This is a genomic window from Marinitoga lauensis (assembly GCF_004135675.1).
Lineage (GTDB): Bacteria > Thermotogota > Thermotogae > Petrotogales > Petrotogaceae > Marinitoga > Marinitoga lauensis.
The window spans coordinates 84,902-106,637 of record NZ_QHLX01000006.1; the positions used below are offsets into that span (position 1 = coordinate 84,902).

Sequence of the window (21,736 nt, forward strand, 5' to 3'; positions counted from 1 at the left end):
AATGGAAAATAAATTTTTTTCACATAAAATAGGCTCTTTTTTCAAAGAACTTTTTAAAACAGGGACTGGTTGGATAACTTTTGTTGGGGCAATGATATTAATTTTTTATACATTAATGGCTATATTCGCACCTCAACTATCTCCATACAATCCAATCCAAAGGGTAGGTAAAGCTTTAAGCGCTCCAAATAGTCAATTTGTTTTTGGTACAGATAATTTAGGAAGAGATATATTTAGCAGAATAATGTACGGTGCAAGGATAGCTTTATCTATAGCCTTTATATCTGTTGGTTTTGCTTCGGTGTTTGGCATACCTTTAGGACTATTATCCGGTTACATTGGCGGACCATTGGATAGAATCTTAACTTTAATCATGGATGCCATATATTCCTTTCCGGGACTAATCTTGGCAATTGCTATTGCAGCAGTTTTAGGCCAGGAATGGTTAATATTGCATTATCCATTGCAGTCGTTTATACACCTACTTACTTTAGAGTTATAAGAAATCAGGTATCTGGTATAAAAAATGAACTGTACGTGGAAGGTGCAAGAGCTATTGGAGCAAAAAATTGGGAAATTTTATTTAAATATATTCTTCCAAATGTTTTACCTTCTGTTGTTGTAGTTTTATCCATGAATTTAGCAGATGCAATAATGACTGAAGCCGGGTTAAGCTTTCTGGGTTTAGGTATTGCTCCACCAACTCCAGATTGGGGTTATGATTTAAGTAATGGTCAGAGATTTGTTTTATCACGTGCATGGTGGGGGATATTATATCCAGGTATGGCTATAATAACTATAGTTTTAGGATTTTCGTTATTTAGCGAAGGACTTAACGAACTATTGAATCCTACTATTCGTGAAAGAAGGTGACGTTTTATGATTTTAAATATTAAAAACTTACATATAAATTATGAAGTTAAAAATGGCTATGTTAGTGCTGTGCAGGATGTTAATATAAGCCTTTCAGAAAATGAAACACTTGGCTTAGTTGGTGAATCTGGATGTGGAAAATCTACACTAGGAAAATCATTATTAAAAATACTTCCAAAAAACGCAAAAATTCTGGGAGAAATATCCTTTAAAGGACAAAATATTGCACAATATAATGAGAAGGAAATGAGAAAGATTAGAGGAAAACATATTTCTATGATATTTCAGGATCCAATGACTTCATTAAATCCCATAATGAAAGTAAAAGACTTATTTTTAGAAACCATAAAAGCACATTATCCTGAAATACCTGAAGATGAAGCTTTGGAAATGTCAGGGAAGATATTATCAGATGTTGGAATAGATCCTATTCGTATGAATGAATATTCATTTCAATTTTCTGGTGGTATGAGACAAAGGGTTATGATTGCATTATCTCTCGTTTTAAAACCGGAGATAGTTATTGCAGATGAACCTACAACATCATTAGATGTTATTGTTCAAGCTCAAATAATGGAAGTTCTAAAAAAACTAAAAGATGAACATAAAATGTCTATGGTTTTAATCACTCACGATCTTGGTGTTGTTGCTGAATTAGCTGACAGAATAGGAGTTATGTATGCGGGACATTTAGTTGAATTATCTACAGCTGAAAAAATATACTATGAACCAAAACATCCTTACACCCAGGCATTACTAAAATCAATACCAAATACTAATATTGATGATAGAGAATTAAGATATATTCCTGGAGATTTACCAAATTTAGTCAAACCACCAAAAGGATGTAGATTTGCATCTCGTTGTCCTTATGCTAAAGAAATATGCCATGAAAAAGTTCCACCAGATTTTGAAGTCGATGAAACAAGGGTAAAGTGCTGGTTATATGAGAAGGTGAAAGCATGAATGATGTATTAATTGAAGTCAAAAATCTTAAAAAATATTTTCCATTAAAAAGATCTATATCAGAATTTTTAACTAGAAAAGAGCAAAAGTTTGTCAAAGCTGTTGATGATATATCTTTCACAATAAAAAAAGGTGAAACACTTGGCTTAGTTGGAGAGTCCGGTTCGGGAAAAACCACTACAGGAAGAATGGTTTTAAGATTATTGGACCCAACCTCTGGAACAATAAAAATTAATAATGTTGATATTACATCCTTATCAAATGAAGAATTAAGAAGATTCAGAAAAAAAATCCAGATAATTTTCCAGGATCCAATGGCAGCTTTAAATCCTTACATGAAAATAGGTGAAGCTATTCGCCATGCACTTCAAATACATAAAATTGGCCAAACTTATTCCGAACAAAAGAAAATAGTTTATGAAATAATGGAAAGAGTAAATTTAAAACCTGCTGAAGAATATTATAATAGATATCCAAGAGACTTATCTGGTGGTCAAAGGCAACGTGTGGTTATAGCAAGAGCTTTAGTTTTAAAACCAGAATTTGTCGTAGCGGATGAAGCCATTGCAATGCTTGATGTATCAGTTAGATCTCAATTATTAAAACTTATGATTGACTTAAAAGAAGAATTTAACCTTACATATTTATTTATCACACATGATTTAGCTACAACCAAATACATATGTGATAGAATAGCTGTTATGTATTTAGGAAAGATAGTGGAAATAGGAACATTTGAAGATATATATAGAAATCCTGCTCATCCATATACCAAAGCTTTAATTTCAGCTGTTCCTGAACCAGATCCAAAACTTAAAAAGAATAAAATAATTCCAAAAGGTGAAGTACCAAATGCTGTAAATCCACCTAAAGGATGTAGATTCCATCCAAGATGCCCATATGCAATGGATATATGTAAAGTTGAAGAACCAAAAACCGTAAAACTTGACGAACAACATGAAGTAAGTTGTCATCTATTCAACAAATAAGCCACAGCGTTTGCTGTGGCTTATTTGTTGAATAATCCTTCTAAAAGTTTTTCCTGAGTTTGACAGCGATTTCATGATTTTTGAAAAATCGAAACGGTAGAATGCGGGTTTGCGACGATGAAAAGGGTGAAAATTGGGGTTGAAAAATTTTTGTAGTGACACAAATATTTTTAACAATAGCGTTATATTCTTGATTTCATAATATTTTTGTGGTATAATAAGTAATGGTATTATGAAATCAAGAGGTGATTTTTGTGTTTTTGAGAGTAGTTAAAAATAACAAAGGTGTTGAATATTTAAGAATTGTTGAAAGTTATAGGGAAAATGGTAAGATAAAGCAAAGAACTGTTGCAAACTTAGGAAGGATTGACTCTTTTAGCGAAAATGAAGCGAAAAATATAGTAAATAAACTCATACAAATATTTGATTTAAAAAATTATATTGATACAGAAGATATAAAAAAGGCACCGGATAAAAAGAATTACGGAGCCAAAGTAATAGTAAATAAGATATTCGAAAGATATGAGATGAAAAGATATTTTGAAAGACTGGATAAAGAAATAAAATACAATGCAGAAGAGATGCTAAAAATAATGGTGATGAATAGAATAGTAGAACCGAAAAGTAAATTGGGAATATTTAATAATTTAGAGTATTTTGGATATAACAAAGTGGAAGTTAAAAAAGAAAAAGACCTGGAAGAAAAAGATGTAATGCTGCACTGGTTATACAGAACATTGGATATATTGGCAGATAATAAAGAGTCGATAGAAAAACATATGTATAATCAAAGGATAAGTTTGTTTAATACAACGGTAGATTTAGTATTTTACGATGTAACAACATTAGCGTTTGAACCACAACAAACAAATGAAATATTACAAATGGGATATTCAAAAGATAAGAAATTTAATGAATCACAAATAGTATTAGGGATGTCAATAGATCAAGATAGAATGCCAGTTAGTTTTGATATATATGCAGGAAATACATTCGAAGGGCATACATTCAAAGATTCAATAGAAAAAATGAAAAAAGAATATCAATTAGGAAAAGTAATAGTAGTAGCAGATAGAGGAATGATGAGTAAAAAAAATATAGAAGTAGTAGAAAATTCTAATTATGAATTCATAGTAGGAAAATCAATAAAACAGTTAAAAAAGTAAATATATTTGAAGGAGAATTCATAGAAATAGCAAAAGGAATAAAATATAGAGAAGTAGAATATGAAAATAAAAGATTACTCATAATATATTCAGAAGAAAGAGCCAAAAAAGACAGAGCAGATAGACTACGATTAATAGAAAAAGCGAAAAAAATGTTAGAAGAAGGAAATATAGATTCAAAAAGTAAAAGAGGAGCGAAAAAATATTTAAAAGAACAGAATAAACAAAATTATATACTGGACATAGAAAAAATAGAAAATGATGAAAAATACGATGGATACTATGGAATAATAACAAACACAAAACTATCTCCAAAAGAAATATTAGAACAATATCATACATTATGGAAAGTAGAAGAAACATTTAGAACATTAAAAAATTATCTTGAAACAAGACCGGTATTTCATTGGACACCAAAAAGAATAAAAGGACATATTGTAATGAGTTTCATATCTTACATAATTCAAAGAACACTAGAATTAGAACTGGAAAAAAATAATGTTGAATACTCTCATGAAAAAATAAGAGAAGCTATTAAAAATATGGAATACATTGAATTTAAAACACAAAAGCAACATCTTGTAGCGAGAATGAATTTAAATAAATTAGGACAAAGAATATTAAATACATTAAATATCCCTGTACCAAAAATAATATCACCTTATACAGAATTCAAAGAAAAATATAAAATTTAGGGGTGTAATGACACTTTTGTATTTAATAAAAAATTAACAATTGTTGTTTTTTAGAATAATTCTGCTTTTTAGAATTTTATTGAAAAAAATACTGTCAAACTCAGGAATAATTCCAAAAGGTGAAGTACCAAATGCTGTAAATCCACCTAAAGGATGTAGATTCCATCCAAGATGCCCATATGCAATGGATATATGTAAAGTTGAAGAACCAAAAACCGTAAAACTTGACGAACAACATGAAGTAAGTTGTCATCTATTCAACAAATAAGCCACAGCGTTTGCTGTGGCTTATTTGTTGAATAATCCTTCTAAAAGTTTTTTTAATAAAATTCTTTCTCTTAAATCAAAACTATAATATCCAAAAATCAAATTATTTAATCTTAGCTTATATTTCTTATGAAATTTTATTAATATCTCATTTTTCCCATAAAACAAATACTTTTTACCTATTATACCATTATATCTTGCACTATTTCTTAAAAAAGATCAAATTTATATTTTTCATATGTTTTAAGCTTGAAATATGTATATGCAAATTCTTTTACATTTTTCAGCTTTTTAAAAAAGCAAAAAGAACATTTTTTCTTCCTAATATAAAAGGATTATTGCAATTAATCGGATTTTTCAAAACCATTATATTAAAAAAAAGCATTTTATCATAACTATCAGAAAAATATTTCATAATACTTTCTTTATTTTGTTTAAAAAACATGGATAATAGAGATTTTTTTTAAAATTTGGGTTTGTGTGTATAAGAAATCAGAGTTGCCAAAAAATTGATAAAAATTATATTTTTTTCCATTTTTTAAATTCATCTATATTAGTATTAAAAATATCTTTTATTTGCATCTTATACAATTCATTTCTAATCGCATAAGGTTTTTTGAGTGATAAATAATAATATTATTATTTATCATTTCTTTTATTTCTTTAGAACTTACATATTTTGATTCTATATTTTTGCTTAATTTTTTAAATAAAAATTCCCTCAATTGTTTATCAACTATATATTTTTTGCTTTCAAATTTGGAATATATTTTTTCATTTTTTGCTTTTAATTTATAATATTTATTATATTCTACTAATGTTTGAACAGTGGAAAAGATACTAATATCATTAGAAAATTAATTTTCAAAATAAAATTTAGCCATTTATTTATTCTGAAAATATCATCAAAATAATATCCTACATAATATTGAAGCATTTTATAAAAATAATATACTTTTACTTTATCCTTTTTTTTAAAGACTTTAATACCATCTTCTAAAGTCTTACATATTAAATGCGGATGCCCAAGTTCAAAAGAAAATTCATAACTTCTCAATAAGATATTCCATAATTTATTATAATCCTTTTCTTTGATATATTCTTTGGACAACATTTTTAGATTTAATAACTCTAAAAAAACGTTTGAATAAGATTTTTTACTATATTTTCTAATTAAAATTTTTTCATAATTTTCAATACTAAGAAATTCTATAGCTGGTATAATAATTTCTCTTCCATAATTTGGTAAATGGGATAAATTCTTTTTTAATTTATTAATTTCATTTTTGGCAGTACCATAATATTTAATATCTAATAATCTTTTTATTCTAAAAAATCTAATTATTTCCTTTAATAAAATTGTGGACAAAACATCTTCTTCTTTACCCTGCTCATAAATAAATTTTTTGATTTCAAATTCCAAATTCTAATTAATTTTTGAAAAAATTCCTTTTTCTCTTTATTTTCAACATTCTCCTTTAAAATATTGATTATTGGTTTTGAGTAATCACAATAGAAAATAATATCCATGATCTCTTTAACACTTATATTTTTCATCCCATCCCACCTTTTTAAAACAAAATTGTTACTAAAAAATAATCCAATTTTAAAAATTGACGGTTGTTAAAAATTTTTAATTTGATAAATTAATTAAAATAAAAGAATTTACTTTTTATCCTTTTTTTAAAAAAGATTATTAAACTTAATTATGTTAAAAACCAATAAAAATATCTACCCATACAATATTCTTTTTTCAAATCATTATGAAATACATCTTTGCCAAATCGATAAATTTGAAAACCATGTGATAAATGTTATATTTATTATGATATAAATTAAAACATATTAATTATATCATAAATACAAAATTTTAACCTTTTAAACCATATCTAAAAAAAGGAGGGATTTCATGAAATGTAGTTCCAGCAAAAGTTTTGATGGTTACGGCGAAGTATCTGGCACTATTGATTGTCACCCTGCTGGAAGTGGTGCATATTGTTATAAAAATGTTAGCTGTAGCGATTAAATGGAGGTGAAAAAATATGAAAAATTTTATTTTTTTGATTTTTTTATTTATCCCTATATTTATATATGCTTCTTTTTCCATTTCCTTGGAAAATACTATCCCTGGTATGATGCAAACGCTATTTATACCTATAGAATTACATAATAATTCTTCAGAATTATTGGTTTATCCATCATTTGAAAATATAAAATTCGGAAAAATTTATATTGCTAATTCATATTATAATGTTATATTTGGAAGATTAAACGGAAGGGAAATAGCTATCGTTGATAGTAATAAAAATAAAAATTTTACAGATGATTATTCATCCAATACAGTTATAAAATATGAAAAAGATACTCCTGTGATCCTTTCAAAATTATTTATTTCTTCAAACGATAATTATAAAAATTATTATATCATAATAAAGAAATGTAATAATAAATGGGGATATTTTGGGATTACGAGAAAAGAAGGGTTACTAAATTTAAATGGAAAAAATTATAGAATTTTTGTCTCCGAAATAAATTCTGATGGGATTTTTGATCTTAATGATATTATTGCTGGTATTGATCTAAATAATGATGGTATTTTCGAAAGCTATGAGATTTTTAATAAATATTTCCAGATTAATGAGCAAAACTATGTAATCACAAGTATAACCCCTGATGGAAATAATTTAATTTTTGAAAAAACAAATGAAAATATAGTTAACCCTCTTGTTAACAGTTATATTCCCGAATATATTATATATTCCAATAAAAAAATAGAATTTGTAGAAAAAAAATGGAATATTATTATTTCAGGTGTTTTTAATGAGGATATGAAAAATATTCTTTCATATTTAAATGAACTTAATGCAAAAAATATAAAAATCCAATATATATATCTTTATGAAAAAAATTGTTGTAATAATGATTATATTGACACCTTGAACAATATCAGAAATACTTATGTTAATATAAAAATTATTCCTATTAATATGGAAACTGAATTTAACGAAATTCATCAAAAAATGAAAATATTATTACCCCAGACTATTATGATTATCTCTCCTAAAAATAAATTAATTTATTTTACAAAAGTTGTTTTAAATGAAAAAAATTTAATATGGAATATTATAACTCCTTCTTTTGCCGAACAATTCAATAATTTAAAAAATATTATCGAAAATATAATTCAATAATATTCAACAAATAAGCCACAGCGTTTGCTGTGGCTTATTTTATTCTCTTTCTTAAATATATGAGAGTATAAATTTTATAAATTCTCTATTATATAATCCACAATATTTCTTTTTTTAGAATTTATGTTTATTCCTATGAGATATATTTCTTTTCCTCTGTATTTTTCATAGTATTTCCTCTCTTTTATCTGATTTATTGCCTCTTCTGCACTTTTATCTAATTTTGCTTCAAATATATATACTCTTTCATCGAATTCCAATACTACATCACTTCTTCCAAGATTTGTCATTTCTTCTGCTCTTACATTTAATCCGGCTATTGCCAGTATTGCAAATATTAATGAGTGATAATATCTTTCTTCTTTTTGATGTAGGTTATACGGTATTGCACTTATTACTTTTTTTATTTCTTCTATTAATCCTTCTATATCATTGTTGTATATTTTTTCATATATTATATTTTCTGCTTCATCTAATCCTTTTAATCCATAGTTTGCTTCTAATATCAATCTTGAGAAACTACTTTTTACTTCTATGTTTGGATAGTCAAGTATGTATTTTTCTTTTAATCCCAATTTTTTTATTCCTTTAAAGGTTAAATATCCTGCCTGTGTGAAGAATATGTTTGCATTTGCATCTTCTATTTCTCTTGTTGAGAAATCCATTGCACTTACTGTGTCTTTTACTAAGTCTTCATAGGTTATCTTTCTGTTTTTTATATATTCGTATAAGAATGATGGTGATCCACTTTCAAACCAGTAATTTTTAAACTTCTTTTTTTGAAAGAAATTTAATATTGAGAATGGATTATATACATAATGTTCTCCATCAAATGAAAATCCATTATAATATTCTTTTAATCCTTTTAATAATTCTTCTTCACTTATTCCCAGTTTTTTTGATGTTTGTTCTATATGGTCGCTAAAATACGTTTCCAATTCTTCCTGTGTATATCCTAACATTTGTGAATAATCCACATCCAACGATATATCGTTTAAATTATTTAATGCAGAGAATACTCCTGTTTTTGTGAATTTCGTTATTCCAGTTAAAAACACAAATTTTATGTATTCATCTTTTGTTTTTATTTTTTTATAAAACTCCCTTAGAAATCTTCTTACTTTTTCAGCTTCTTCTTTATTGTTTAAATGTTCTAATATTGGCGCTTCATATTCATCTATTAATATTACCACTCTTTCTTTATATTTTTTGCTTAATCCAGTTATTAAGTTTCCAAACATTGTTGGTAAATCATCTGTTGTCGGTTCTATTTTCTGCTCTTTATATAATTCATTAATTTTATCATATAATGATTTAATAAATTCTTCATATGAGCTCAAATTATTATCAGACATATCCAGTTTTATTATTGGATATTCTTTAAATTCCCATTTGTCATATATATAAGTATCTTTGAATAACTCTTTTTCTCCTTTAAATATATAATACAATGTTGATACTGTTAAGCTCTTTCCAAATCTCCTTGGACGAGATAAAAATATCGGCACTTCTGAATTTATCAGGTCATATATATATTTCGTTTTATCTACATATACATAATTTCCTTCTATTATCTTTTTATAATCCTGCACCCCTATTGGTAATTTTTTCATCGATTCCACCCCTTTCTGCTATAATTATACCAGAACTTTTTGCTTCGCAAAAACACATCGCTTCGCGAAAGGTTTTTGATTAGATTTTATAATAAAAATTTTTATTTCAAAAACCCTTCACATAGTGAAGAGTTAACCCGTTGATAAAATAAAATAATCAAAATTAATATGAGCAAATCCCAAACATTTCGCGGAGCGAAAAGTTTAAGGTTTAAAGAATTTTATTATTAAAATATTTTTTATAAACTCTTCTCAAAGCGAAGAGTCAGTTTGTAGACAAAGTACAAAATAAAATAATCAAATAATATTCGCTCATCCAGTGAAAATTCTTATTCCTCAAAAATGTTCATTCCCACCGGTCGCTCAAACTCACATCCTTGTTCGGTTTCGCTCAATTTTGCATCCGTGCAAAATTGACCGGTTCCATTCACATTTTTTCGGGAATTTTCAAGGATTCGCTCATATTATTTTTCTTATTTTATTTTGCCGGCAGTCTGACTTTTCACATAGCGAAGAGTTTCGCTTTGCGAAAGGGTTGAAGTGAAGCATAGGCTTTCGCCTCATTTTAGGCTATTTTATTTTCTTTCTTAATATATCCATTTCTTCTAAATCCAGATACACTTTAACAATTACATTTGGATTTGCTGTTTCTATTATACCTTCTTCCTGACCTTTTCTCATTTTAATCATTTCTGGCATTACAACCTTTATTGGATCACCTAAAGGTTTTATAATTTCCACTTCTTCACCTGTAGATACTTTACTTCTTATTTCTAAAACGCTTTTATTATCCTTTGATTTCCCTATAACCTTTGCAACAATTTCATGTGTTTTATTATATGAGGAAGAGTCATAATTTTGTCCTTCTGGTCCTGGATTTCCAAAATAAAATCCTCTGGTATATTTTCTATTACTTACAGAATTTAAAAATCCCATCCATTTAGGATCATATTTGAAATTGCCTTCATAATATCTATCTATTGCTTCTCTGTATACCTTTGTAACCATTGCACCATAATATATTCCTTTCATTCTTCCTTCAATCTTTAAACTATCTACACCTGTATCTAAAATCCTATCAATAAATTCTATTGTACACAAATCACGCGAATTCATTATAAATGTTCCTCTTTCATCTTCATATATTGGATAATATTCTCCAGGTCTATTTTCTTCTACAAGATGATACTTCCATCTACACGGTTGAGCACATGCACCTCTATTTGCATCTCTACCTGTTAAATAATTACTCAACAAACATCTTCCAGAAATAGACATGCACATTGCACCGTGTATAAACACTTCCAATTCAACATCTGGAACCTTTTCTCTAATTTCTTTAATTTCTTTTAAAGAAAGTTCGCGGGCCAGTATTATTCTTTTAGCCCCCATTTCTTTCCATACTTTTACACTCATCCAATTAGTATTACTTGCCTGAGTACTTACATTAATTTCTAAATTTGTATTATCCCTAACTACTTTAAACACACCCAAATCAGCAACAATTACTGCATCAACCCCGGCAGACTCCAAAAATTTTGCATAATCTGCTACTTTTTCTATTTCATGATTATGAGCTATTATATTTAATGTTACATAAATCTTTTTCCCTAAAGAATGTGCATAATTAACCGCTTCAATGATTTCTTCATTTGAAAAATTCCCCGCTAATGCCCTTAAATTGAAAAATTTTCCGCCAAGGTAAGCTGCATCAGCACCATAGCGGAAAACCATTTTTAATTTTTCCATATTACCAGCTGGGGAAAGCAATTCAACCTTTTTCATTGTCTTTCCTCCTACATAAAATTTTAATTAATTTCTACAATTTCAATTTCAAATGTTAAATCTTTTCCAGCTAATGGATGATTGGTATCCATTTTTACTGTTTCATCTGTAACTTCTAATATTTTAGCGAGAAATACGTTTCCTGATTGATCTCCTAATTGAACTGTTTGACCTAAAGCTTCATCAATATTTGGTGGAAAACTTTGCCTTGGTAATTCAAATACCTTTTCTTCTGAATATTCACCATATGCTTCTTCTGCAGGAATAGTAAATGTTTTCTTTTCTCCTATTTCCATATCCATTACAGCTTTATCAAAACCAGGAATTACCTGCCCTGCACCTGCAGTAAATTCTAACGGTTCTCTTCCTTCTGAAGTATCGAATACACTTCCATCATTTAATGTTCCTTTATAATGTAATTTCACTACACTTCCTTTTTGTACTTTCATATTAGTCCGCCTTTCTCTTTTTTCTTTTGCTTTTGATATTATAGGCTTTCTGCCTCTCTTTTTCTTTTTAAATGCCTGTAAAATTATTTCCGCTTCTTCAAATGGCACAGTCATGAATGAAAATTTGTCTAATATTCTAACATCTTTTAAATAAATATTCTGTATGTTTGTATATTCTTTAATCATATTTTTTAACTTTTCTATAGTTAAATCATCATCTCTACCTAAAGCAACAAATAGTCTTGTTTTTCCTTTTTTATCTACAGAGGAAACCTCTTTTATCTCTCTATAATTTCTTTCATCAAGTTCATCCTGGAATGCATATTTTAAAACTGCTGCCATTACTTCTTGAGGGTCATGATCTTCTAACATTTCCTTTGCTAATGACATATAGTTCTCATATGTTCCATGTTCTAAAATACTGTTAATTTCACTTTTAATTCTTAATTTCTTAGTTTCTATTACATCTTTAACTTTTGGTATAGGCATTTTCTTTATATTGCTTTTTGAAATTCTTTTTATAAATAATAATTTTCTATATTCTTCTGGAGTTACAAATGTTATAGCTGTTCCTTCTTTACCTGCTCTTCCAGTTCTTCCTATTCTGTGAACGTATGATTCTGGATTTTGAGGTAATGAATAATTAATAACATGGGTTAAATCATTTATATCTATACCTCTTGCTGCAACATCTGTGGCAACCAATATATTAGCTCTTTTTGATTTAAACTTTCTTAGGATTCTTTCTCTTTGATATTGAGATAAATCCCCATGTAAAGCTTCTGCATTATATCCTCTATCTATTAGCCTATTAGATACTGTATCAACATCTACTTTAGTTCTACAAAATACTAGTCCGTAAAATTCTGGTTCAATGTCGATTATTCTACATAAAGCTTCGAATTTGTCCTGTTCTGATACTTCAAAATATATTTGTTCTGTTAATTCTGTGGTTAATTGTTCAGGCTTTACAGAAATAATTTTATAATTTTTCATATGTTTCTTTGCTAATGATATAATCTTTGATGGCATGGTTGCTGAAAACAATAATATTTGCCTGTTTTCTGGAGCATTTGACAAAATATCTTCAACATCATCAATAAATCCCATATCAAGCATTTCATCAGCTTCATCCAAGATAAAATATCTAACATGACTTAGATCTAATGTCCTTCTTTTTATATGATCAAGTACCCTGCCGGGAGTACCTACAACAATATCCACGCCTTTTCTTAATCTACTAATTTGATTCTCTATTGATTGGCCCCATAGATTGGAAATACAACGAGTTTATTGCTTCCTTTCAAAGAATTAATTTCTTCTGCTACCTGAACGGCTAATTCTCTCGTTGGAGTTAATATTATTGCTTTTACCTTTTTAGAAGGTTTTAGCTTTTCTATCAAAGGTAATCCAAATGCAGCAGTCTTACCTGTTCCTGTTTGAGCCTGTCCAATAACATCAACATCCTGTGCTAATAATAAAGGAATAACCTTTTCTTGAATTGGGGTTGGTTCTTCAAATCCCTTCTTTTTTAAAGCTTTTAACGTACTTTCTGATAAACCTAATTCTCTAAACTTTTCTAATTTTACCATCTTCTACCTCTTTCCATAATAAATTTTTCAGGTATTCTAATGCCAATATATACCCATCGAGTCCTAACCCTGTAATCTGTCCATCACATACAGGGGCTATTACACTTTTTTTTCTAAAATCTTCTCTCTTATATATATTAGAAATATGCAATTCAATTTTCGGCAATTTTAAAATTTCTAAAGCATCCCTTATTGCATAACTATAATGTGTATAAGCTCCTGCATTTATTATTAGCCCTTTATAATCTTCTTTTTGAAGTCTATTTATAATTTTCCCTTCAACATTTGACTGAAAAACCTCCACTGGTATTCCATTTTTTAATGACCAGTTCTCAATTTTTTTAAGTAAATCATTATAAGTAAAGCTTCCATAAATATTTTCTGGACGTTTCCCTAACATATTAAGGTTAGGACCATTAACTATTAATATCATATCATAATTCCCCATAATTTATTTTATATTTTACTTTCTTAACTCAACCTTTCCAATATTGTTACTGCAAAATACTTTTTGCTTTTTTATTATTATATCATAAAAGTTTATATCTCATAAAATATAATATTTCTCTGAAGTTCTGTTAATGAGTTATTATATGTATATCATTTTTAAAAATCAAAAAATTTTATTTTTAAATATTTCTTTTCGTTAATTTTACAAACACTTGACAAAAGTTGAATAAAATTGTATAATACATATATATGTATTTTGAATACCAAAAGTAAAAAGGAGGGATATTGTGAAGTTACTGTACAAATATCTTATTTATTTTATTATTATCGGATTGCTACCAATATTATTTCTATCTTTATTTATAAGATTTGAAAATAATAAACGAACCACATTTGAACTAAATCATAGATACTTAGTAGCTAAGGACTCTATAAAAGAGGTATTTAATATAAATTTTGAAAATTTAAAAAAGATCGCGGAAGAAAACGCCAAAAGTCCTGAAATAATAAATGCGTTGAAAAATTCCGATAGAGAAAAAATCAAGGAAATTCTAATTTCCCGTTTTAATGTTTTAAAAGTTACTGGTTTAAAAGTATTGGAAATAGAAGACGCAACTGGACACGTATTTTATAGAGGACATCATCCGGGCAAATTTGGCGATAATAAAAGCAACATAACCGGTGTCAAATTAGCTTTAAACGGAAAAGAAAATTGGGGATTCGATTATGGTTCAAGTGGTTTTGGACTCAGAGCTTTTGTTCCAATAAAAGACGGCTCAAAAGTAATAGGAGTTATGCAAACAGGTATTCCTTTTTCAGAAGAATCTATGCAATCTTTCAAAGATATGTTCTCTGCTGATATTCTTGTTTATACTAAAAAAGGATTATATTCCAGCACCAATAATGAATATTTATTGCCTGAAAACAAAATAGAAGAATTTATTAATGAATTAAAAAATAACGAATATTTAGTATATGACTCAAAAGAAAAAGGTATAGCATTTCTTATTTATCCATTAAAAGAAGCTGATGGGAACATTGTTGGTTTTTTAAGTATTGTTGAAAATTATGAAAAGTTTAACAACTTCATTAATCATACTACTAAAACCATTTTTATAACAATACTCATAATGGCAACTTTGATTATTATTTTTGCATATATTATTACCAAAATATTGGTAAAAAGAATTAAGGTTCTTGAAAATAATATTGAAAAAATTTCCGAAGGTGATCTAACCATAGAAATCTTAAGCTCTGGAAAAGATGAAATCCATCAAATATTTAATAGATTAAGAAAAATGGTGGACAATTTCAAAAATATGTTAAAAGCCGTTATAAATACTGGGTATGATTTAGATAAATCTTCAGAAACCTTATTGAAGGTAACGGAAGAGAATGTAAAAAGTTCAGAAATAATATATGAGAACAATGTCAAAATAGAAAATAGTATTAATGAAGTCGCCTCGATGATGGAAGAAATAAATTCTGGAGTTGAAGAAATAGCCTCATCCGCACAGGTTGTTTCAAATAGCGCTCAGGAACTATCTTCAATTACAGCCGAAACAATAGAAGAAGCAAATAATGGTACTAAAAGCTTACAGGAAATTTCTGAAGTTGTAAAAAATGCTGTAAAAAAATCAAAAATAACTGAAAATAAAGTGGAAGAATTAATATCTCTTGCAAATAATATTGGTGAAATAGTTGAAACAATAAATACTATAACTGAACAAACAAATTTATTGGCTTTAAATGCGGCAATAGAAGCAGCAAGAGCAGGAGAAGCAGGAAAAGGTTTTGCAGTAGTTGCAGATGAAATTAGAAAACTTGCAGAAGAATCTAAAAAAGCAACAGAAAATATTGCCGAGATACTTTCTCACGTTCAATCCGGTGTTAAAGAAGTAAATGATGTAACTATTGATACAGTAAATACAATAAATAATATCGATAATGCTACTAAAGAAATAAATGAAAACTTTAAAGTTATTTCAGAAAAAATAGATTTAATAAATACAAAAATAGAAAGTTTAACTTCAAGTTCAGAGGAGCAAAGCGCATCAACAGAAGAAATGGCCGCTGCTATGGATAAGAGCATGAAAAATGTTATGGAAATAGTTGAAGAAATTAATAAGATGACAAAATCCGTGGAAAGTCAGAAAAATGATATTAGCAGATTATATAATATCGCCGAAGAATTGAAAAAACACTCTGAACTATTAAAAGAAAATATTAAAAAATTCAAAATATAGGTGCCACCAATAGGCACCTATATTTTTTAACGCTATTCTTAGATATTACAAACATTACCTTTCGTATTTTTTTAATTCCTCTACCAGTTTATAAACATTTGTGTATGGATTCTTTTTAGAAAAACTTTTTATATCTTTTTTCAACTCTTCAAGTTTTTTAGCATTATCTATAGCTATTTCCATTTTATCTTTTAGTTTATTATACATATCTTCACTATTTTTTTCATATTCAGGAATTTTTTCCTTCAATTTTTTTAAACAATGTTCTTTACTCAAAGATGCTTGATAAAAATCATAATGTAGCAAATACCATAATTCAAAGCATGGATTAGAATAAATAGCTTTATAACCATTTTTTTCAAGTTTATTTATAGTATTGTTAAAATCTTGATCTTTTACTTCATCTTTATCAAAAACAAACCATATCTGATCATAATCATTTTCTTTAAAATATTTTTTGGCTGCATCCAATAAAACATTTGCTCCTCTTCCTTCCCTTTAACTTGTGCATTTGGAACTTCAAACGCTTCGAAATAATACTTTTCTGTTTTTTCTCCTTCGCACACTATTAATATTGAAGGTTTCATAGCTCTTATATCTTTTTTCTTTTACTTCTCTTTTTATTAAAATGATTCTTTCGACTCATTCTATATCAAATCCTTTTAAAATTTTCCTCAAATACGGTATTGCTCCATATTTACCTTTTAAATATTCCTTTTCAAAATTAGCGTTCTTTCTTACCCCTTTATTTCCAAAAGCGAATATAATTCAGATTTCCCATATTTATCTTTACTTACAAACCATATCTGATCTCTGCTAAATAACTCAGAATTTAAAATAAGTGTATTATGCGTTGTAAAAATTAATTGAGCATTTTTCTTGTTTTTTTCCGAATGGAAAAGTTCTATAATTGTTTTTAATAGCAAAGGGTGAATACGTGTATCAAGTTCATCTATAAATAATATAGAACCATTTTTTAAAGTTGCCAATATTGGGCCTAAAATCCCAAAATACTTTTTAGTTCCCTCGGATTCTTCTTTCAAGAAATCAAATTCAATATTTTCTAAAAAATTATTATTTTCATCAAAAAACGGATGATAAGTTATAATTTTATTTGAATAAATCTTTTTATTTTTTGTCGAAATAATTCCCATATCATTTATACTTAATGGAACTTCTTCACCTATTTTTATTTCTATTTTTTTAGTTTTAAAATCGCTTATTCCCATATCTGCATTTTTCAACATATTTAAAAATTCTTCCTTATTAATAATTCCTTTTTCAATAAAATCTAATGCAATTAATAGAGGAAAGTCTGTGGATATAAAGTTCACATTTTGAAAAAATTTCATTATTTTAATTGCAGTTTGGCTATTCCATTGGGCCAAAGATGAAAGAAAAAGCGTATTTTCTTTTGTTTTTTCTTCAACACCTTTTCCTTCATTAAATCTTCCTCTTGTAAATTTTTGTCCATCCCTTTCAAAAATCCTTGCTTCACGACCTTTTGGCCTGTAATAAAGCCATTCACTTTCAATTATTCCTTCTTTTATTGAAAAACCATATCTATAATAAACATTGTCTATTATAAATCTACATTCAAAAATAGTAGGCTCATTTAAAAATCTTTTATTCAACTTAAAACGTTCATCAGGAATTTCAAAAGTTGGTTCAAATTTAGCAGATTTTAAAATAAGGTCTATATAGAACTTAAAAGCTTTAAATACATTACTTTTTCCACCGGCATTAGGGCCATAAATTGCCGCTGTTTTTAATAATTTAAACTTTTCAGCATTAAAACTATTTTTTGCTTCTTTATCATCTGCAATCATTGAAAACTCTGTTTCATCTGCAAATGATTTAAAATTATAAAAATTAAAATCTATCAACATAATAACACCTCACAATTCGCAGGATATTTCACCATTCATATGCTAAAATTATACAATATAATATTTTAAATGTCAAATTTGAAAAAAAACAACATATTTATATATTAAAATACTAAAAACTTATTTATAATGTCTCATTAGTCAAAAAAATAAATTAATAAAAAAGCACCTGCTATTTTTACAGATGCTTTTTTGATGATAAGATTTTTAAGACTATAAATAATTTTACGTAAATAAAGAAACAACGTCTTTGCTATCAAAACTTTTTAAATCGACCTTGCCGATTTTTTCAATTATAGGAATATCGATTTTATTGTTGGAATTGATTTTTTTGTCCTGAACAATATATTTCTTTAATTTATCCATATCAACGTCTTTATTTAAAATTTCCTCAGGGATAATATTCTCTAAAAATTCAATTATTAACTTTTTGGATTTCAAATCTATATTTTTACCAAACAATTCTATTTCTTTTTTTATTCCCCAGCCAACTGATAATCCATGAGATGTTCCTGTAAAACTTTCAAATGCATGACCTAAAGTATGCCCTAAATTTAACAATCGTCTTAAATTATCATCAAATGGATCTTTTGAAACAATATTCAACTTTACTCTTACTGAATATTTTATAATATCTATAATAGTTCCCAAATTTCTTTTCTTTAATTTTTCAATATTGTCCAAAAACAAGGATATGTTTCCGTCAATAATTGCAACTTTAAAAGCTTCTATTATTCCCTCACGATAATTTTCATCTTTTTGGGATATAACAGTAAGAGGATCGATTATTACATTATCAGGAATATTAAATGTTCCTATTATATTTTTTATTCCTTCATAGTCTATAGCATTTTTCCCGCCAATTGCTGCATCAACCTGGGCTAATAATGTTGTTGGATAAAATTCGAATTTAATACCTCTTTTAAAGGTAGTTCCAATAAAACCTATTAAATCCGTAACCGTTCCACCACCAACACCATATATTGTATCTTTTCTATTTACATTATTTTCTATTAAATAAGAGTATATTCTTTTGACATTGTCAAAATTTTTTATTATTTCTCCATCCTCTAAAACATAAGGATTGGAAAATTTTTCATTATATATTCTATTTATGCTTTTAGAGGTAAATATATATTTTTTATTTTTTAAATCGTTTAATCCTTTAATTTTATTATGATATTTTGAAAATCATTTTCTATTATTTCTTCTTTAGCTTCGCATATTTCATACAATAATTTCGCTGTTGCTTCATATGGAGTTAATTCTGATAAATCTATCTTTTTAAATTCCTCATATAAAACCTTTCTATTATGCCATATTTTATATAACTCTTCCTTACCTTCTTTTAATAACGGTCTATTTTCCGTTTCTACTCTTTTTATTAATTCATCAACTGAGGCATATAAAAAAAACGTATTATGTTTTTTAAGTAATTTCCTATTTTTTTCTTTTAATATTACTCCTCCACCAGTTGATATAATTGCATCTTTGTTTTCTGTATTAAAAAGAACCTTACTTTCAATATTTCTAAAATATTCTTCTCCATATTCTGAAAATATTCTATTTATTGTTTTTCCTTCTAATTTCTCTATTTCTGTATCAAAATCTATATATTCCTTATTTAACACTTCACTTAATAATTTACCTATCGTGGTTTTCCCCGAACCCATCATTCCAATTAAATATATTGGCACTATGGTACCTCCTTTTCAATTCGCTCATATTATCATTTCCAAATCTTTCTATAATGCTTTCCATTAATATTAAAGCCAGAGCATTTTCAAAGATAACCAAACTCGAAGGAATTACTGTAACATCTGATCTTATATAAGGAGCTGAATTTTCTTTAAAAGTTTTTAAATCTATTGAATTCAAAGGACTTCCCAATGTTGGAATTGGCTTTAAATACACTGTTATTTCTATATTTTCACCATTGGTCAATCCCGCTTCTATACCTCCAGCATTATTGGATTTTCTTTTTATTTCATTATTTTCTATTATAAACTCATCATGATATTGTTTTCCTGTTAATGAAAAATCCTCATTACCAATGATAACGCCTTTCACAGAAGGAATTGCCATAAAAAGTTTTCCTATTTTCGAGTCTATTCTTTCAAAAATAGAAGAATAACCACCTATTCCGGGTATAACGTTTTTTGCAATCACTTTTATAGAACCACCTAAAGTATCGCCCTTTTTTTTGCTTCATCAATATATTTTTTTACTTCTTCTGTTATTTCGCCATTATTTATTTTCATCTTTCCTATTGTTTTTACATATCCATGTATTTCAATATTTAATTCATTTAAAAATTGCTTTGCAATTGAACCTAAAGCTGTTAAAACCACTGTCCATCTGGCACTATTTCTTTCTGTATATATATTTAAATCTGGTAATTTATATTTCATATATGAACTATAATCCCCATGACCAGGCCTTGGAACACTTCTAATATCTTTTTCTGTATTTGCACCTCTATTTTTGATTAAAAAGGTTAAAGGTGCTCCTATTGTATAATCTTTCCATATACCTGAAACAATATTTATTTCATCTTTCTCAATTTTCATTCTTTGCCCACGACCATATCCTTTTTGTCGCCTTTCCAGATCCTTGTTTATTTCATCAATATTTATCTTTAAACCTGCTGGTAAATTCATTAATGTTCCCACCATATATAAACCATGAGAATCCCCGAAATAAAGAAATTCATAAAACCACCCCTTTTTACTGAAATAAAAGAAATATTTTTTCATAAAATTATTTTTTAATTTTAATCATTTCATTTTCATAACTTTATTTTATTAAAAATTCTTTCATCATATATATTCCATATTTTCAAATTTTCTATTGCTTGATAATACCACATCATTTTTCCATTTATAAATTTAATCCCCTTTTCCTTCGCTTCATTTTGCAAAGGAGTGGCATAATATACTACATCATATACCAGATTAATATTATTACTTAATCTTAAAGGTATTTTTTCTCCAAACATCCCTATTGATGTAGTATTTATAAAAACATTTGTATCTTTTATTTCTTCATTTAGCTTATCAAAATCTAAAACTTTAATATCCATTTTTTTATCAAATAAATTCTTCAATTTAATAGCTCTATCATATGTTCTATTTATCAAAACCACTTTATCAATACCCAATTTATATAAACCATACAAAATTGCTCTGGCAGCACCACCTGCTCCAAAAACCATTATTTTCCCATTTAAATCTTCATTTTTTATCGAATTATAAAAACCAATCCAATCTGTGTTATATCCTATTCCTTTATGAATTGTATTAATAGCAGACAAAAATATAGCGCTGTCTGTTGCAGCGCTTAAATATTTAAAAACCCGTTCTTTAAAAGGAACTGTAATATTTAAGCCAAAATAATTATCCAGAATATTTTTTATTTTTAAATCAAAATCCTCTGGATTTATATTAATCCCTTCGTAAATGGCATTTATATTTATTTCTTTAAAATACTCATTAAATATCTTTTCTGATAAACTTAGTTTTGCTGGATATTGTATTATTCCAAAACGCAAAATTTTTATCCCACC

General features: G+C 27.3%; 14 protein-coding genes and 6 pseudogenes. 7 read left to right on the forward strand and 13 right to left on the reverse strand.

The features are described 5' to 3' along the window. Position 1: 1 nt before the first annotated feature. The 5 genes and pseudogenes from DJ007_RS20450 to DJ007_RS11235 all read left to right on the forward strand — a co-directional run. Positions 2-873 (forward strand): annotated as a pseudogene (locus tag DJ007_RS20450) (ABC transporter permease). A gap of 6 nt (positions 874-879) precedes the next feature. Then, entirely contained in the window at positions 880-1,839 is a 960-nt protein-coding gene (locus DJ007_RS11215; protein WP_129409626.1) for an ABC transporter ATP-binding protein, read from the forward strand. Further along, the gene (locus tag DJ007_RS11220) at positions 1,836-2,828 is read left to right on the forward strand and encodes an ABC transporter ATP-binding protein (protein WP_129409627.1); all 993 of its coding nucleotides are present in this window, start codon (positions 1,836-1,838) and stop codon (positions 2,826-2,828) included. Before DJ007_RS11215 ends, DJ007_RS11220 begins: the two co-directional genes overlap by 4 nt. A 254-nt stretch (positions 2,829-3,082) precedes the next feature. Continuing rightward, positions 3,083-4,689, forward strand: a pseudogene (locus DJ007_RS20880) (IS1634 family transposase). Positions 4,690-4,798: 109 nt separating this feature from the next. Next, positions 4,799-4,957: pseudogene (locus DJ007_RS11235) on the forward strand (oligopeptide/dipeptide ABC transporter ATP-binding protein); the annotation flags it as partial. A gap of 20 nt (positions 4,958-4,977) precedes the next feature. On the opposite strand, the gene DJ007_RS14845 reads toward DJ007_RS11235, so the two are convergent. Beyond that, on the reverse strand, positions 4,978-5,124 hold the full coding sequence (locus DJ007_RS14845; protein WP_165974144.1) for a hypothetical protein: 147 nt from the start codon (positions 5,122-5,124) through the stop codon (positions 4,978-4,980). Positions 5,125-5,770: 646 nt separating this feature from the next. After that, positions 5,771-6,379 carry a hypothetical protein gene (locus tag DJ007_RS11240; protein ID WP_206076344.1) on the reverse strand — a complete coding sequence of 203 codons (609 nt, stop codon included), beginning with the start codon at positions 6,377-6,379 and terminating at the stop codon, positions 5,771-5,773. Between the two features lie 619 nt (positions 6,380-6,998). On the opposite strand from DJ007_RS11240, the gene DJ007_RS11250 reads away from it, so the two are divergent. Further along, positions 6,999-8,147 carry a hypothetical protein gene (locus DJ007_RS11250; protein WP_129409632.1) on the forward strand — a complete coding sequence of 383 codons (1,149 nt, stop codon included), beginning with the start codon at positions 6,999-7,001 and terminating at the stop codon, positions 8,145-8,147. A gap of 74 nt (positions 8,148-8,221) precedes the next feature. Here the strand turns inward: DJ007_RS11250 and DJ007_RS11255 are convergent, their stop codons facing one another. The 5 genes and pseudogenes from DJ007_RS11255 to aroQ all read right to left on the reverse strand — a co-directional run bounded on the left by DJ007_RS11255 (position 8,222) and on the right by aroQ (position 14,019). Further along, on the reverse strand, positions 8,222-9,760 hold the full coding sequence (locus tag DJ007_RS11255; RefSeq protein ID WP_129409633.1) for an ATP-binding protein: 1,539 nt from the start codon (positions 9,758-9,760) through the stop codon (positions 8,222-8,224). Positions 9,761-10,330: 570 nt separating this feature from the next. Then, positions 10,331-11,545 carry a peptidase U32 family protein gene (locus tag DJ007_RS11260; RefSeq protein WP_129409634.1) on the reverse strand — a complete coding sequence of 405 codons (1,215 nt, stop codon included), beginning with the start codon at positions 11,543-11,545 and terminating at the stop codon, positions 10,331-10,333. Between the two features lie 23 nt (positions 11,546-11,568). Next, positions 11,569-11,994, reverse strand: a complete 426-nt coding sequence (locus tag DJ007_RS20455) for an FKBP-type peptidyl-prolyl cis-trans isomerase (RefSeq protein ID WP_165974163.1) — start codon at positions 11,992-11,994, stop codon at positions 11,569-11,571. A gap of 15 nt (positions 11,995-12,009) precedes the next feature. After that, a pseudogene (locus DJ007_RS20460) lies at positions 12,010-13,586 on the reverse strand (DEAD/DEAH box helicase); the annotation flags it as partial. After that, positions 13,564-14,019: a type II 3-dehydroquinate dehydratase gene (gene aroQ, locus DJ007_RS11270; RefSeq protein WP_129409635.1), complete on the reverse strand. Its 456-nt coding sequence runs from the start codon at positions 14,017-14,019 to the stop codon at positions 13,564-13,566. The pseudogene DJ007_RS20460 and the gene aroQ, both read right to left, overlap by 23 nt. Before the next feature lie 304 nt (positions 14,020-14,323). On the opposite strand from aroQ, the gene DJ007_RS11275 reads away from it, so the two are divergent. Beyond that, on the forward strand, positions 14,324-16,282 hold the full coding sequence (locus tag DJ007_RS11275; RefSeq protein WP_129409636.1) for a methyl-accepting chemotaxis protein: 1,959 nt from the start codon (positions 14,324-14,326) through the stop codon (positions 16,280-16,282). Between the two features lie 54 nt (positions 16,283-16,336). On the opposite strand, the pseudogene DJ007_RS11280 reads toward DJ007_RS11275, so the two are convergent. The 6 genes and pseudogenes from DJ007_RS11280 to DJ007_RS11310 form a co-directional block, all read right to left on the reverse strand. Beyond that, positions 16,337-16,869, reverse strand: a pseudogene (locus DJ007_RS11280) (RloB family protein). A 150-nt stretch (positions 16,870-17,019) separates the two neighbouring features. Further along, positions 17,020-18,171, reverse strand: a complete 1,152-nt coding sequence (locus DJ007_RS11290; protein WP_129409639.1) for an AAA family ATPase — start codon at positions 18,169-18,171, stop codon at positions 17,020-17,022. A 225-nt stretch (positions 18,172-18,396) separates the two neighbouring features. Further along, the gene (locus DJ007_RS11295) at positions 18,397-19,341 is read right to left on the reverse strand and encodes a 3-dehydroquinate synthase family protein (RefSeq protein WP_129409640.1); all 945 of its coding nucleotides are present in this window, start codon (positions 19,339-19,341) and stop codon (positions 18,397-18,399) included. Further along, complete coding sequence (locus tag DJ007_RS11300; RefSeq protein ID WP_206076345.1) at positions 19,329-19,868, reverse strand: shikimate kinase; 540 nt, start codon at positions 19,866-19,868, stop codon at positions 19,329-19,331. The genes DJ007_RS11295 and DJ007_RS11300 overlap by 13 nt, the downstream gene beginning before the upstream one ends. After that, positions 19,816-20,927 (reverse strand): annotated as a pseudogene (aroC, locus tag DJ007_RS20465) (chorismate synthase). Before aroC ends, DJ007_RS11300 begins: the two are co-directional and overlap by 53 nt. A 32-nt stretch (positions 20,928-20,959) precedes the next feature. Further along, positions 20,960-21,721, reverse strand: a complete 762-nt coding sequence (locus DJ007_RS11310) for a shikimate dehydrogenase family protein (RefSeq protein WP_240739554.1) — start codon at positions 21,719-21,721, stop codon at positions 20,960-20,962. Positions 21,722-21,736: the final 15 nt, after the last annotated feature.